We start from the raw sequence: 14774 nt of genomic DNA on the forward strand, positions 1-14774 counted from the left end.
GGGATGGTTCCTATCGACAGGGATCGTCTCTTTTTTATTATAAGGATTGCATATTATCATTAAAAGATATAGCTTTAAAGTAAACTGATTATCAATTTGAAAGTGGTGCCGTTATGCAGAACATTCAACAATCACAGAAACTGAAAGATAATATAATACTGATCATCGGCATCATTGCAGTAGCTGCGATGCTCCGTGCACCGCTGACGGCAGTGGGACCGGTCATTAATGAAATCCGCGATGATCTGATGATTACGAACACGGTCGCAGGATTGCTCACCACGATTCCGCTTCTGACATTTGCTGCAGTGTCGCCATTTGTTTCCAAAGCAGTCGAAAAGTTTACGATGCCGGTGACGCTATTTTATGCGATCATACTTTTAGTCATATCACTATACATAAGGACTTTGGGGTCGCTTGAATGGTTCGTAATCGGGACGATTCTGCTCGGTGTCGCAATCAGTGTCGGCAACGTCACACTGCCGAGTTATGCGAAATGGAAATTCCCGCTTCAGATGGGATTCATCACGGCCATATACAGTTCGACGATGAACTTGACCGCAGGGCTTGGCAGCGGGGTCAGTGTCCCACTCGCTGAATTGAGCGGATTGGGGTACAAATTGTCGCTTTCGATATGGATTGTCATTGCGATTGTGGCGATGATCATCTGGATTCCGCAGCTGCGTGGTGCGGGGAAAGGACTGCAGGCAGCGAAGGGCGATGTCAGTGGTGCACCGAAACGTAAGATGCGGCAGTCCAAAATGGCATGGGCCATCGCCATCATGTTTGCCCTCCAGTCAACGACATTTTATACGAACGTCGCCTGGCTGCCGTCAATATTGATGGACAAAGGGTTTTCACCGGAAACAGCAGGATATTTCTTCATGTTCTGCCAGTTCGCCCAGCTGCCGATGACTTTTTTATTCCCGATACTCGCAAGTAAAGTCGAAAGCCAGAGAGTGATTGTGATGTTCATCACCGGATTGCTGCTGACCGGTTATCTGCTGTTATTTGCCGGATCCTTCGGATTGCTCGTCATCAGCATGATATTCATCGGGTTCGGTACAGGCGCTGCATTCAGCACATGCATGCTGCTGTTTTCATTGAAAGCAAGAACAGACTCGGGCAGCATTTCCTTATCAGGATTCGGACAGTCCATCGGCTACCTGCTTGCTGCCATCGGGCCGTTTTTGATCGGTTACTTATATGATGTGACTGATTCTTGGACACCGGCGTTATTCTTATATCTGCTCATTGTTGTGATGTTTTTTGGTGCAGGCATGGTCGCGACACGGAAGTTTTATATTGAAGACGAGCTGGAAAGCAGGGTCTAGGTGAGCTCATTTCGATGTGATTTTAAAACTGTAACTATTATTTTAAAAAATTTAAATTAATAAGAACAAAACGATTTTCCGTTATGAAAATCGTTTTTTTTTATGTTTAGTCGAATAAAAAACTTTAAATATATTGCTTTAATAATAATATAGTTAAGTTTTTTGGGGTTATTAACTGTTTAAATCATTTTTGGCAGAAAAATTTTAAACCTTGTTGACAGAATATTTAATCTATTCTGATTAGAAAGCATCTAGAATAAGATGCATAGTAAAAATAGCGAGGTGAATAAATTGCTTAAATTTGTGAAAGCGCTTAATAAGAACTGGGAAGAAAAGAGAAAAGTCGTAATAGCGACAATAATCAATACAGTAGGATCCACATATAGGCAAACGGGAGCAAAGAGTATTTTTTACGAGGATGGAAGTTATGAAGGCGTTCTGAGTGGTGGCTGTGTAGAAGGTGATATCTATGCACATTGTCAGGATGTATTTCAAACCGGTGAACCTAAGCACATATTCTATAACTTGGAAGACGACGATCCGATATTTGGTTTTGGAGTGGGTTGTGATGGCGGCATGGAAATTTTTCTGCAAATCTTTGATCCAATTACACAAAGTGAAGAAGCTAAAAATCTATTAGATATATACTCTTTTTCTTTGAATAGTCCAACTGAATATTGTGTGCTTACTATTTTAGAAAGTGAAGATGAAGCATATTTTTCACCAGGAGAATTAAATCTCCTTAACAATGATGCTGTAAGAATTATTCAAAGTAAAAATAATGAAAAGTTTTTAGTGACGAATATTGAAGGTGAGTTTAGTCATAATAATATACTTACTTTTTATGCTGAAGCTGAACATTTTGAAAAATTAATAGAGGTTAATTGTTTTGTAGAGATTATAAAGCCTATCTCTCAACTTATTATTTTAGGAGCAGGGCACGATGCAATACCATTAGCTGATCAGGCAAAAAATCTGAACTGGTATGTCAAAGTTGTGGATCACAGACCTGGGTATATAGAAGGGAATTATTTCTCAAATGCTGATCAAAGATTTTTATATTCAAATAAAAATGATTTAGAGAAAATTTCATTTGAGGGGGACGTAGCTGTAGTAGTGATGTCTCATCACTTTGAAAAAGATAAGATGTATCTTGAGCATTTATTTAAACACAATATAAACTACCTGGGTATTCTCGGCTCCAGAAAAAGAACAGAAAAATTACTGAACGCTTTAAATTTTTCTGAGAAAAGAGATGATATTCATTATCCTGTGGGACTGGACATTGGTGCTGAAGGTCCAGAAGAAATTGCCCTGAGTATCTTAGCTGAAATATTAAAAGTTAAAAACGGTAAAACCGCTACCTCATTATTAAATAAGGTTGGTGCTATTCATACTTAGAATTGAAACCGTTTTCCGTGAAGGTGGTTAAAATCAATATTTTAGTATTGGCAGCAGGCAAATCAGTGAGAATGGGAGAACCTAAGATGTCTCTTGATATTGGTGGTAAAACGCTGTTGCAGAAAACAGTTGAAAATGCTATTTCCAGTAAAGCTGAATATATTAATGTCGTCTTAAACAAGGATTATAAATTTTTAGAAGAAGATTTGAAAAATATTTCAACAAATATAATATGGAATGATGATTCGAACAGAGGCATGTCATATTCCATAGCCTTAGGAATAAGAAATTCACAACATCGTACAGAAAACATCATGATTTTATTAGCAGATCAACCTGGAATAACACCAGAATTGATAAATAGATTGATTTCACAGCATATGCGGAAGAATTTTCTAATTACCCAACCAAGATATCTGGATGGTCCTGGACATCCCGTCATTTTTAACAAGGTACTATTTGATGAATTACTGAAAGTGACAGGAGATAAAGGTGGAAGAGAAATCATTAAAAAATTTCACGACCAACGACAATTAATGGATGTCGATTTTAATCAGCCGATGGATTTGGATACGAAGGAAAATTATCAAAAGTACATCAAAAATGAGGTGAATGTTTATGAACAGCAAAATAGGCGACTCAAAAACGAGAGTTGAGGACGCACGATTAATGTCGGGAGAGGGAAATTATATAGATGATTTAACTCCATTTTCCCACATACACCATGCAGCTATATTAAGAAGTCCTTATTCTCATGCCAAAATCAAAAATATAAATATAGATAAAGCAAAAAAAGTTAAAGGTGTTGTCGGTATAGTGACCGGCAAAGATGTTGCAAGTCTGTCGAAACCTTTTCCGGTGGGTGTGTCCGAACCCGTGGAATATTATTCTTTAGCAGTTGATAAAGTTCGGTTTGTTGGTGAGGGCGTAGCAGTAGTAGTAGCTAAAGATAGATATATCGCAGAAGATGCATTAGACGAAATAAAGGTTGAATACGAAACACTGGAAACGGTGGTAGATATTGAAAAAGCAATGGAGCACGATGCACCTGTACTTCATGAAAACTTAAATACCAATGTAGTCAATCATCGATATTTTGATTATGGGGAAACAGATAAGGCATTTAATGATGCAGATTTAATTGTAAGCAGGAAATTTAAATATCCAAAGTACAGTGCAACACCTGTTGAGAATTATGGAGTCATAGCAGATTATACAAAAAGTGATGATCAGTACACAGTGTGGTCTAACTTTCATGGCCCATTCACATTACATTCAGTAATGACTTCCGCATTAAAAGTGAACGGTAATCAATTAAGGCTGCATGTCCCGAAAGATATCGGTGGAAGTTATGGTATAAAATCAGGAAGTTATCCTTATATTGTATTGATGTCCATCGTATCCAGAATTGTCGAGGTACCTGTCAAATGGATCGAAGATCGACAAGAGAATCTACTGGCGAGTTCGAGTGGTACCGATAGAGTAACCTGGATAGATGCTGCGGTGAATAAGGATGGGACCGTCACAGGTTTGAGAATGAAAATGGCTGATAATGTCGGAGGCTATATTAGAGCCCCGGAGCCGGCTAACTTGTACCGGACCCATTCCAATAGTACTGGAGCATACGACATTAAGAACTTGCAAATGGAAACAATTGCGGTAATGACCAATAAAAGCCCGACAGGATTAATCAGAGGCTATGGTGGTCCTCAGCTGTATTTCCCACTCGAGAGAATGATGGAGATAATCGCTAAGGAGATAGGTATGGATCCTGCTGAACTGATTAAGAAAAACCTGATACCAAAAGAAGCGTTTCCGTATAAAACTGCTTCCGGCGGAGTTTACGACAGCGGAGATTATCAGGGTGCACTCAACAAAGCACTGGAAACTGTGGATTATAAAAACTTTAGATCTGAACAAGAAGAAGCTTGGAAAGATGGAAAATATTTAGGTCTCGGGCTTGCATGTATCGTAGAGCCGTCAGGTTCAAATATGGGTTATGTAACCATCGCTTTAACACCTGAAGAACGGGATAAAGGATTACCGAAATCAGGTTCTGCTGAAGGTGCAACTGTAAGTATAGATCCAAGAGGCAGTGTGAATGTAAGAATAAGCACGGTGCCTACAGGTCAGGGCCATGAAACAGTGGCTACACAAATTGTTAGTGACGTTCTAGGAATTGATGACCAGTTAATTAAAGTACATGCCGAAATGGATACTGCCACCAGCCCCTGGTCAGTGGCTTCTGGAAGCTACTCCAGCAGATTTGGTCCTATCGGATCGAGTGCTGTATATGAGGCTGCGAAGAAAGTTAAAAATAAATTGTTGAAAATAGCAGAATACCAGATGAATACTTCTTCAGAAAATTTAAAAATCGAAGAAGGAAGAGTAGTAAATAAAAATGATAACGAGCAGAGTGTCTCGTTAAAAAGATTAATAGGAACAGCGCATTGGAATACTGAGGCATTACCTGAGGGTATGGAGGCCGGCATTCATGAAACTGCATTTTATAATATCGAAACTGCCAAAGCGCCTTCTTCGGATGATACTGTAAATGGTTCTGCTACTCATGGTTTTGTCGTAGATGCAGTAAAAGTTGAAGTGGATGTGGAAACTGGGGAAGTAAATATTTTAGATTATGTCACTGTACACGACGCAGGAACGTTATTGAATCCCAAAATAGCTGATGGTCAAATTTTGGGAGGTTTGGCACATGGTTTGGGTGGTGCAATGTTCGAAGAACTTGTTTATGACGATAAAGGTCAATTACTAACCGGAAGTTTTATGGATTATCTCTGTCCCACTTCAACAGAAATGCCGAAGATAACCATTCAACATCAGGAGACACCTTCACCTCTTACGCCTTTAGGAGCTAAAGGACTTGGAGAAGGTAATACGATGAGTGCTCCTGCTGTTATTTCCAACGCTGTCAATGACGCATTAAAACCATTAGAAATTGAGATAAACAAATTACCGCTTGCTCCAACTATGGTATGGAGCAAATTAAATGAAGTGATTCATAAAATTAAGGAGGAAGTTTAATGGAAGGGAAAGGAAAAATAGAATTACCTGGTAAAAAAGAGCAGGTATTTAAAGAGATGTTAGATTCAGAGCTGTTGGAGAAATGCATAATGGGTTGTGAGGAACTACATGTTGTAAGTGAAAATATATATAAAGCGGATTTAAAAGTAGGGATTGCTGCTGTAAAAGGAAAGTATGAAGCGGATATTGAAGTGAAAAATATAGATGAGCCAAACTCTTATACACTAGTCATTCATGGTGAAGGGAATCCAGGGTTAGTCGATGCCGAAGCACATATATACTTTGAGCAAAAAGACGATGAGACAACTCTTATAACGTATAAATATGAGGCAGATGCGGGCGGCAAAATAGCGTCTATCGGCCAAAGAATGCTAGGAGGAGTCGCCAAACTTGTGATCAATGACTTCTTTAAAAAAGCTAAAAATGAAATGAAGAAAAAACAGGATGCAGCATAATCCTTAAAATCTATATTTAAAGGAGCAATGTATGAAACCGGCAAAGTTTAATTATTATCAACCGCGAACTATTGATGAAACACTCAAACTTCTAGCAAATTACGGTGATGAAGGTAAGGTACTGGCAGGTGGACAAAGTTTTATACCAATACTTAATATGCGTATGTCCGAAGTTGAGTGTTTAATTGATATAAATAACGTTAAGGAATTGGATTTTATAGAGTTGGATGATGAACTGTTGAAAATAGGTACATTGACCCGACAGAGAAGTCTTGAAGATTCTGAAGAAGTTTATAAGAAAGTACCACTTTTAAGAGAAACATGTGGCTATATAGGTCATAGACAGACTAGAAATAGAGGAACAGTGGGAGGAAGCGTTGTTCATGCAGACCCCAGTGCAGAATTACCTTTGGTATTTTTATTACTGGAAGGGAAAGTGATAGTTCGTAGTGAACTAGAACAGCGAGAAGCTGATTTAAAAGAGTTTTTCCTGACATATATGACTACAGATATGATGCCGGATGAATTGTTAACCGAGATACATCTACCAATTAAAGATTTACCAAAAGGGTATGCTTTTGAGGAAATAAGTAGAAGGCACGGTGATTTTTCGCTAGTTTCAGCAACAAGTATGGTCGATTGCACAGAAACGGGTGAAATCTCCAGGGTGAAAATCGCAGTAGGTGGAGTAGATCATGTGCCACTACTTGCTGAAGAGGAAGACTTGCAACCGCTGATTGGCACTCAACTGGATGAAAACACAGTTGAAGATGTAGCCAATACTATTTTGGAAATGGCAGAACCCGATGGTGATTTACATGCCACCTCCGAATACCGATTTCACATGGCAAAAGTATTAATAAGGAAATCTTTGCGAAAAGCATATCAAAGAGCTCAGAAAGAAGGTGAATTTACAAATGCTGCAAATTAAAAGTAATGAAAAAGTGTCTATAAAAACTAAGATAAATGGGAAAGATTATGAGGCTGAAGTTGAAACACGCAAGCTATTAAGTGATTTCTTGAGGGAAGATGTTGCATTAAATGGGACCCATGTTGGTTGTGAACACGGAGTTTGCGGAGCTTGCACAATCATAGTTGATAATAAAGCGATAAGGAGTTGTTTAATGTTTGCGATTCAAATTGATGGAGCTGAACTTTATACAATTGAAGGACTTCAAAAAAAGGAATTAGGTTCATCACTTAAAGAAGCTTTTTCAAAACATCATGCGCTTCAATGTGGCTTTTGTACTGCTGGAATATTAATGTCATCCGTAGAATTTTTATATGAAAATAAAAATCCGACTGAAAGAGAGACCAGAGAGATGTTATCAGGGCATCTTTGCAGATGCACTGGATATGAAGGAATAGTTGAAGCGGTTATGGAAGTTTCAAGAGAAATTAATACCGGGGGGGAGTGAGTATTATGATTTTATCATCATTATTTGAATTCACTGTTAATCGCCATCCTAATGAAATTGCCATTAAAGAGGAGGATGAGCAGTACACATACAGGGAATTTGATCGAATGAGCAGCAGACTTGCACATGAGCTTCAAAAAATAGGTATTAAAAAAGGGGATAGAATAGTCACTCTGACAAAAAATAGACTTGAAATGGTTACCATGTATTGGGCTGTGCAGAAAATCGGAGGTATTTTTACTCCCATAAACTTCAGACTATCTTCAGGGGAGGTCAAATACTGTGTTGAAAATGCAGAAGCTGCGTTAGTACTCTATGAATCTGTAAGTGAAGAAGCGCTATTTGAAGCTGTGAATCAAGATAATAAACCAATACTGGTCAGTATCCACAATGATTCTGAAGCAGATGCTAACTTTGAATCACTTATTAGTGGCAGGAGTGAAAGTTATGAAAAGCCTGAACTGTCAGATGAAGATATATGTTTGATGCTATATACATCAGGGACAACAGGCAGACCTAAAGGAGTGCCTCGCACCCATAAGAATGAGTACAGCGCGAGTACAGCTCATATTATACAAAATGAATATCAATCTAAGGAAAAAACATTGGGGATTATGCCTCTTTACCACACCATGGGGATGAGATCGCTATTATCTATGACATTTTTAAATGGGACGATAGTAATGATACCTGATTTTAAACCTGATGAAGTTTTGAATATTATTGAAAAAGAAAAAATCAGTTGTGTCTATCTGGTGCCTACCATTATTCATGACTTACTGACATGTAATATTGATAACTATGATTTAACTTCATTGAAAAAAATTGGCTATGCTGGCGCAGCTATGACAAAACAATTGACAGAAGAAGTTTACAAAAGATTAAAGCCAGAGATATTTGTTAATCATTATGGAAGTACAGAGGTGTATACTTACTCAATCTGTAATTATTTGAATGAAAAACCTGGTTGTGCCGGCAGAGCCGGTTTTCATCAATATATCAGATTAGTTACTCCAGACCCTGAAAGTGATGTCAGTCCCGAAGATACAGTGCCACAGGGCGAATCCGGCGAAATAATTGTGAGTACTGATTCAATTGAGTCATTTCAAGGATATTGGAAGAGACCTGAAGCCACTAAAAAAGCATTGAGAGATGGATGGTATTTTACAGGAGATATGGGTGAGATTGATAAAGACGGAGATCTATATGTCGTCGGAAGAGTTGACGATATGATTATTTCCGGAGGTGAAAATATTCATCCGTTAGAAGTCGAAGATGTTTTAGCTAAACATCCATCGGTTGAGGAGGTAGTCGTTGTTGGAATAGAAGATGAAAAATGGGGAGAGAGAGTAGTCGCCTTTATTGTTTCTGATTCCCAAAAGATAAATTCTGAGATATTAGATGAATACTGTAAAAATGAACCGAAATTGACAAACTTCAAAAGACCGAGAGAATACGTGTTTATAAAAGAAATACCTAAAAGTCCTGTTGGAAAAATATTGAGAAATAAACTGAAAGAACAAAAAATAATGAAAGAACTCACAGAAGGAGTATCATAATCATGACACAGATCAATACACAAAAATGGGATCACATTTTAGTTGAAAAAGATGAAGAAAGAAAAAGAGCAACTATAATTCTTGATAGACCAGAAAAGATGAATGCACTAAGTTATGAAGGAAGAGCGCATTTAAAAGAAATATTTTTTGACCTCAACAAAGATGAAAATGTAAGAGTGATTGTTATTAAGGGGGCAGGAGAGAAAGCATTCACTGCGGGTGGAACGATAAGAGAATTTATGGACCGGACGCCCGAAGAGCTTTCATTATTACATGAGAATGTTGCGGCTCCTGAATTATCACCAAAACCTGTAATCGCACAACTGCAGGGCTACACTTTCGGAGTAGGACTGGAAATAGCCATGTCTTGTGATTTCAGAGTCGCTTCAGAAAATGTTCAACTGGCATTACCTGAGATGAATCTTGGAATGATTCCAGGCAGTGGAGGCACTCAGCGTATTGCAAAAATTGTGGGTATTGGCAGAGCCAAAGATATGATAATGCGTGCCAGAAGAATTAAAGCGGATGAAGCATTTCAATGGGGTTTATTGACTGAATTAGTCCCGAGAGAAGAGCTTGATGATAAGGTGGAAGAGTTCGTAGAAGAATTAGTGAAATTTTCGCCTGTTGCACAAAGAGTTTCCAAGAGAGTTTTAAACAGTGCTCAGGATACACCACTCAGTGCCGGCTTGGAGCTCGAAGGATACGCTTATGGATTATTACGCAGTACACATGATTTTAAAGAAGGCGTGGATGCTTTTTATGAAAAACGAAAACCTGAGTTTAAAGGGTATTAAAACAAGTTGTGAAAATTATATGTTGCTTTCATAAAAAGGGGGATTGAGTGATGAAAATTAAAGACACACTCAATATAAAAACTATTAGTGCAGGTACAATGGCAGCTATTTTCGGTTGTACAGGTCCTGCTTTGATTGTAATTGGTGGAGCACAAAATGGTGGCTTGACACAAGTTGAAACAATTTCCTGGTTGTTTGCCATTTACTTTTTTGGAGGTATCTTAGGTGTATTGTTATCCTTGAGATATCGTCAGCCGATAGCAGGAGCATTTTCTATACCTGCAGCAGTTCTAATCGCTGGAGCCTTGACATCCACTACATTGAGTGAAGCTACAGGTGCATATTTAGTAGCAGGTATAATAGTATTATTACTTGGTATAAGTGGAATGATCGGAAAAGTTATGAGATGGTTGCCAGGACCGATCGTTATGGCAATGATAGTTGGAGCCATGATTTCATTTGGAACAGATATGATACTATCATTGGAAGAAGCCCCATGGATTGCAGGTACAGCAATTGCCCTATATCTGCTATCGACCGCAATAACTAAAAAAATACCGGCTATTTTACCAGCTTTTATCGGTGCAATGATAGTAGCTGCTGCGATGAGCCAATTTTCATTATCAGGCTTTGAACCAGCTTTAGTGTTACCGCAAATGGTTGTTCCGAGCTTTAGTCTTGAAGCAATTGTCTCTATCTCTATTCCACTTGCATTATTAGTCATAGGAGCTGAAAATGCCCAGGCAACAGGAGTGCTTATGTCACAAGGGTATAAACCGCCGGTTAATAAGATGACAATAGTAAGTGGTATTGGCGGAATATTGACATCCCTATTTGGAGGTCATAATGCAAATATTGCAGGTCCCATGACAGCTATATGTGCATCTGAAGAAGCAGGAGAAGATAAAAATAAGAGATACGGTGCAGTTTTAGTGTGTGGAACGTTATTTGCTTTATTCGGTATATTTGCCGGTGTTGCAGTACCTTTTGTAACAGCGATGCCAGTAGCTCTCGTAGCTGTAGTCGCAGGATTGGCAATGATTGGAGTATTGCTTAGTTCATTACAAGCGGCATTTTCAGAATCGAAATTCCAGGTAGGATCGTTCTTTGCATTAATTATTGGTATCTCAGGTGTGACACTTTTTGGAATCAGTGCCCCTTTTTGGTCAATTATAGGCGGGGTAGTTGTTTCTTTAATAATTGAAAAAGATGATTTTAAAGAGACGGTACCAGAGACAATAAATATTAAAGAAAAAATCCCCGCTCTTGAAAGCGTATCCAGAACTGAATAGACTTATTTTAATTTGATGATTATAATTAGGACATACTTCATAGTATGTCCTAATTAGTAATAATATAAGGAGATGAAAAATTGCATCTTGTTCAGATGTTTAATAACTCATTACAAAGATCACCTGATACTCCTGCTGTGTTTATAAATAATCAATTCTATACTTTTAATTATATTGATTCTAAAGCTAATAAAGTTGCAGCTTCATTAATGAGAATAGGTGTAGAAAAACAAGACAGAGTCATAGTAATGTTAAAAAATAATATTGAGAACATAATTATATTTTGGGCAACCCAAAAAATTAATGCTGTTTATGTACCAATCAGTTTAGATATGCCCTCTGAATATATTAAGTATTGCATAAATGATGTTGAAGCCAAAATAATGTTCCTGCAAAATAAAAACAATAAAACGATAAACGAAATGAAATTAAACAGCGATTTAATATTGGTAAGTTTAGAAGGGGATACAGATATTAAATTTGAAGAAATGGTGAATAAAGATAGTGGAAAAGTACAGTCTTCTATAAAAGATGATGAAGATTTAGCGATAATATTATACACTTCAGGTACCTCAGGCAGGCCTAAAGGTGTACCACGGACGCACAAAAACGAATATGCATCCACACTTGCGCATATTATTCAAAATACATACAGGATTGGAGACAGCACTATAGGTGCAGTTCAACTTTATCACACCATGGGGATGAGAGCTTTTTTGAGTATGGTCTTTCTGGGAGGCTGTTACTATTCGAATCCGCAATTTGATGCGGACAATATTTTAAAACAGATACATGAATATAAGATAACAACTTTATTTTTAACTCCAACTCATTTTCATGAACTGCTATCATCATCAAAGCATACATATAATATGAATAGTATACGTGTGATTTCATATGCAGGGGCTCCAATGAGAACTGAATTAATTAATCAATGTAACGAATTTTTCAATCCAACAGAATTTATCAACCATTATGGAAGTACAGAAATTTATACTATCTGCAGTACGGATCAAGTAAGAGAAAAGCCATGGATTACTGGTAAAGCAGGTTTACATAGTCGGATCAAAATAGCACCTATAAAGGGGAAATATCGAATTGATTATGAAAGTGGCAAGGAAATAGGTGAAATAATAGTCAGTTTAGATTCGGATGAGGCATTCAAAGGTTATTGGAACAGACCTGATGAAACCGCTAAAGTTATAAAAAACGGCTGGTATCATACAGGTGATATAGGGAGAATATTAAATACCGGAGAGTTGATTGTTGTTGGAAGATTAGATGAAATGATATTATCAAGTGGTGAAAACATACATCCTGAACAAATTGAAAAAATACTTAACAATCATCCGGATGTCTTAGAATCGGCTGTAGTTGGGGAATCGGATGAGAGATTTGGAGAGATTATAACTGCCTATATTGTCAGTGAAAATTCGGACATTAATTTTCTGAGTTTAGATGCTTTTTGTAAAAAATCTGACTTAAGCAGTCAGATAAGACCAAGAAATTATAAATTTATAAAAAATCTTCCAAAAACAAAAAAAGGAAAATTAAATCGTAAACTGCTAAAAACCGGTGCTTTTGATAAATCTTAAAGAGGGAGGGGGAGACCCTTTATGATTATTCTCATAATTGATGATGACTTAGAAAGTAATAAAAGAATCAAAGACTTTTTAAGTCAATCGAAGCATTCGGATTTTGAAGTCTCAGAAGCTGAGAATGCAAATGAAGCTATTAAACTAGTTAAAGACATTAATCCGTCAATCATTATTACAGAGCTCTCTTTGAATGATTTGAATGGTTTAGAATTGGGCAAGAAGTTTCTCTCAGAATTAACAAGTATTGCAATCATAGCTATTTCACAATTAAAGATGTTTGATTTAGTGCAGCAATCTATTAACATAGGCTTCTCCGGTTTTCATCTGAAACCACTTGTTAAACATGAATTTCTTGAAACGATTGATCGTATCATTCTAAGCCATACGATACGGTCTGATTCTGAAACTTCTTTGTTTTTAACTGAAAATGAAACCTCTCATTTTGATCCTGATATTTCAAGACCCATCAAAACAGCAATAGAGTATATCAATTTAAATTACTACAAAAATATTAGCTTGAAAAATGTCTCTGAAAAAGTATATTTAAGTCCATCTCATTTCAGTAAATTATTTAAAGAAATGACAGAGACCAGCTTTATAGAATTTTTAACCGAGACAAGGGTGGAAAAATCTAAGTATCTGCTTAAATCAACTTCACTTCCTATAGAAGTGATTGCACATCAAATAGGATTTTCCAGTGCGACCTATTTTGCTACGACTTTTAAAAAATCTCAAGGAAAAACACCCCGAGATTACAGAAGTTTATATGTAAAACTGGAATGAGCGTCTATGTGATATTTCAGCTTAATCATAGAAATTACTAAGTACTTCCAATTTAAGAGATTCTAATTCATGTCAGAATGCCTCAAAAGCTGAAATTAAATTCAACTTTTGAGGCATTTTGAATTATTAAATTGAAAAAGAGAATTCAGGTCATTAATATCCGGAGACATTATTTTAACGTTATTATTGTAATTATCTGTAAATTTAACGAATGAAACTACTATATAATGTAAAGTCTTCTTCTAATTTATTGTACTATAAATATTTTACTGATAGACTTTTTTGTAAAATCAACCAGGCGGAATAGTATGAAGTGCCGGAACTGTGATGCAGAAGTTTTTGAAGGTAATAAGTACTGTAACGAATGTGGACATGATCTGGTGGATGACAACAAGAAGGAAGCGAAAGATGAGGGATTTCCGCCATTTATTAAAAATGCGATTGCATCACCATGGAAATCAATCGGCCCCCATATCGATTGAGAACAGTTTTGACAGCAGTAGGTTAATGTTAACTATAATTTTAACAGTCGGGGTTATGCAGATAATGGATGGATTAAGTGATTCAGCGGCCCAGGACTCGAGATTGTATTTATAGTCATTCCGAATTTCATCATTTTATCCGTATTCTTTTTAATTTCCTATGTAATTACAGTTGTGTTCCAAGGCATAGTTACAAAGAAAATTGAAGATTGGAAACAGGTCTTCATTGATTTTTCAAAGACGATGTTCTTACTTTACCTGGTATATATTTTATTTACTGTAACGATAATGAACCTGCCCGACAATGTGGAGCTGATTTTATGTCTCATCATTTACTTCCTGACCATATCCGTGACGGTATTCATCACGGTTAGATATGCTGGAAATGGCAACGCCATATTTGCAGCCGCCGCACTCGGCGTAGCACCACTTACCTTCCTGCCGTTTTTGTTTCTTGCATTCTTCACGTCTGTGTTTACCTTGTTGTATGGATGGACCGGGTTCACTATGCTGAAGATGGGATGAGGGAGAAGAGGAAGATTTAAAAAAGAAATGAAGAAATAAACTTGGGACTGCAATCTTATACAAGAGCGATACCATTTATCAAAAGTTT

14 protein-coding genes are annotated in these 14774 nt (G+C 37.1%); all 14 read left to right on the forward strand.

Annotation, left to right across the window (positions count from 1 at the left end):
* Positions 1-113: 113 nt before the first annotated feature.
* The 14 genes from ACY8DT_RS10750 to ACY8DT_RS10815 all read left to right on the forward strand — a co-directional run bounded on the left by ACY8DT_RS10750 (position 114) and on the right by ACY8DT_RS10815 (position 14686).
* Entirely contained in the window at positions 114-1334 is a 1221-nt protein-coding gene (locus ACY8DT_RS10750) for a CynX/NimT family MFS transporter (RefSeq protein ID WP_462420305.1), read from the forward strand.
* A 291-nt stretch (positions 1335-1625) separates the two neighbouring features.
* Positions 1626-2735: an XdhC family protein gene (locus ACY8DT_RS10755; protein WP_462420306.1), complete on the forward strand. Its 1110-nt coding sequence runs from the start codon at positions 1626-1628 to the stop codon at positions 2733-2735.
* 86 nt (positions 2736-2821) lie between these two features.
* Positions 2822-3391, forward strand: coding sequence for a nucleotidyltransferase family protein (locus tag ACY8DT_RS10760; RefSeq protein WP_462420307.1), 570 nt, complete (start codon positions 2822-2824; stop codon positions 3389-3391).
* Positions 3354-5777 (forward strand): xanthine dehydrogenase family protein molybdopterin-binding subunit, encoded by a 2424-nt coding sequence (locus ACY8DT_RS10765; protein ID WP_462420308.1) that lies wholly within the window; start codon positions 3354-3356, stop codon positions 5775-5777. The genes ACY8DT_RS10760 and ACY8DT_RS10765 overlap by 38 nt, the downstream gene beginning before the upstream one ends.
* Positions 5777-6232 carry an SRPBCC family protein gene (locus ACY8DT_RS10770; RefSeq protein ID WP_462420309.1) on the forward strand — a complete coding sequence of 152 codons (456 nt, stop codon included), beginning with the start codon at positions 5777-5779 and terminating at the stop codon, positions 6230-6232. Before ACY8DT_RS10765 ends, ACY8DT_RS10770 begins: the two co-directional genes overlap by 1 nt.
* Positions 6233-6263: 31 nt before the next feature.
* Positions 6264-7163: an FAD binding domain-containing protein gene (locus ACY8DT_RS10775; RefSeq protein WP_462420310.1), complete on the forward strand. Its 900-nt coding sequence runs from the start codon at positions 6264-6266 to the stop codon at positions 7161-7163.
* The gene (locus tag ACY8DT_RS10780; RefSeq protein WP_462420311.1) at positions 7150-7650 is read left to right on the forward strand and encodes a (2Fe-2S)-binding protein; all 501 of its coding nucleotides are present in this window, start codon (positions 7150-7152) and stop codon (positions 7648-7650) included. Before ACY8DT_RS10775 ends, ACY8DT_RS10780 begins: the two co-directional genes overlap by 14 nt.
* Positions 7651-7655: 5 nt before the next feature.
* Positions 7656-9209: a class I adenylate-forming enzyme family protein gene (locus ACY8DT_RS10785; RefSeq protein ID WP_462420312.1), complete on the forward strand. Its 1554-nt coding sequence runs from the start codon at positions 7656-7658 to the stop codon at positions 9207-9209.
* 2 nt (positions 9210-9211) lie between these two features.
* On the forward strand, positions 9212-10006 hold the full coding sequence (locus tag ACY8DT_RS10790) for an enoyl-CoA hydratase/isomerase family protein (RefSeq protein WP_462420313.1): 795 nt from the start codon (positions 9212-9214) through the stop codon (positions 10004-10006).
* A gap of 50 nt (positions 10007-10056) precedes the next feature.
* A complete protein-coding gene (locus ACY8DT_RS10795) occupies positions 10057-11298 on the forward strand; it encodes a benzoate/H(+) symporter BenE family transporter (protein ID WP_462420314.1) in 1242 nt (413 codons plus the stop codon).
* 80 nt (positions 11299-11378) lie between these two features.
* The gene (locus ACY8DT_RS10800; protein WP_462420315.1) at positions 11379-12893 is read left to right on the forward strand and encodes a class I adenylate-forming enzyme family protein; all 1515 of its coding nucleotides are present in this window, start codon (positions 11379-11381) and stop codon (positions 12891-12893) included.
* Between the two features lie 21 nt (positions 12894-12914).
* Entirely contained in the window at positions 12915-13679 is a 765-nt protein-coding gene (locus ACY8DT_RS10805; protein ID WP_462420316.1) for a helix-turn-helix domain-containing protein, read from the forward strand.
* Positions 13680-13987: 308 nt separating this feature from the next.
* Positions 13988-14161: a hypothetical protein gene (locus ACY8DT_RS10810; RefSeq protein ID WP_462420317.1), complete on the forward strand. Its 174-nt coding sequence runs from the start codon at positions 13988-13990 to the stop codon at positions 14159-14161.
* A gap of 174 nt (positions 14162-14335) precedes the next feature.
* Positions 14336-14686 (forward strand): hypothetical protein, encoded by a 351-nt coding sequence (locus ACY8DT_RS10815; RefSeq protein ID WP_462420318.1) that lies wholly within the window; start codon positions 14336-14338, stop codon positions 14684-14686.
* The last annotated feature ends 88 nt before the right edge of the window (positions 14687-14774 follow it).

This window comes from Salinicoccus sp. Marseille-QA3875 (assembly GCF_054950095.1).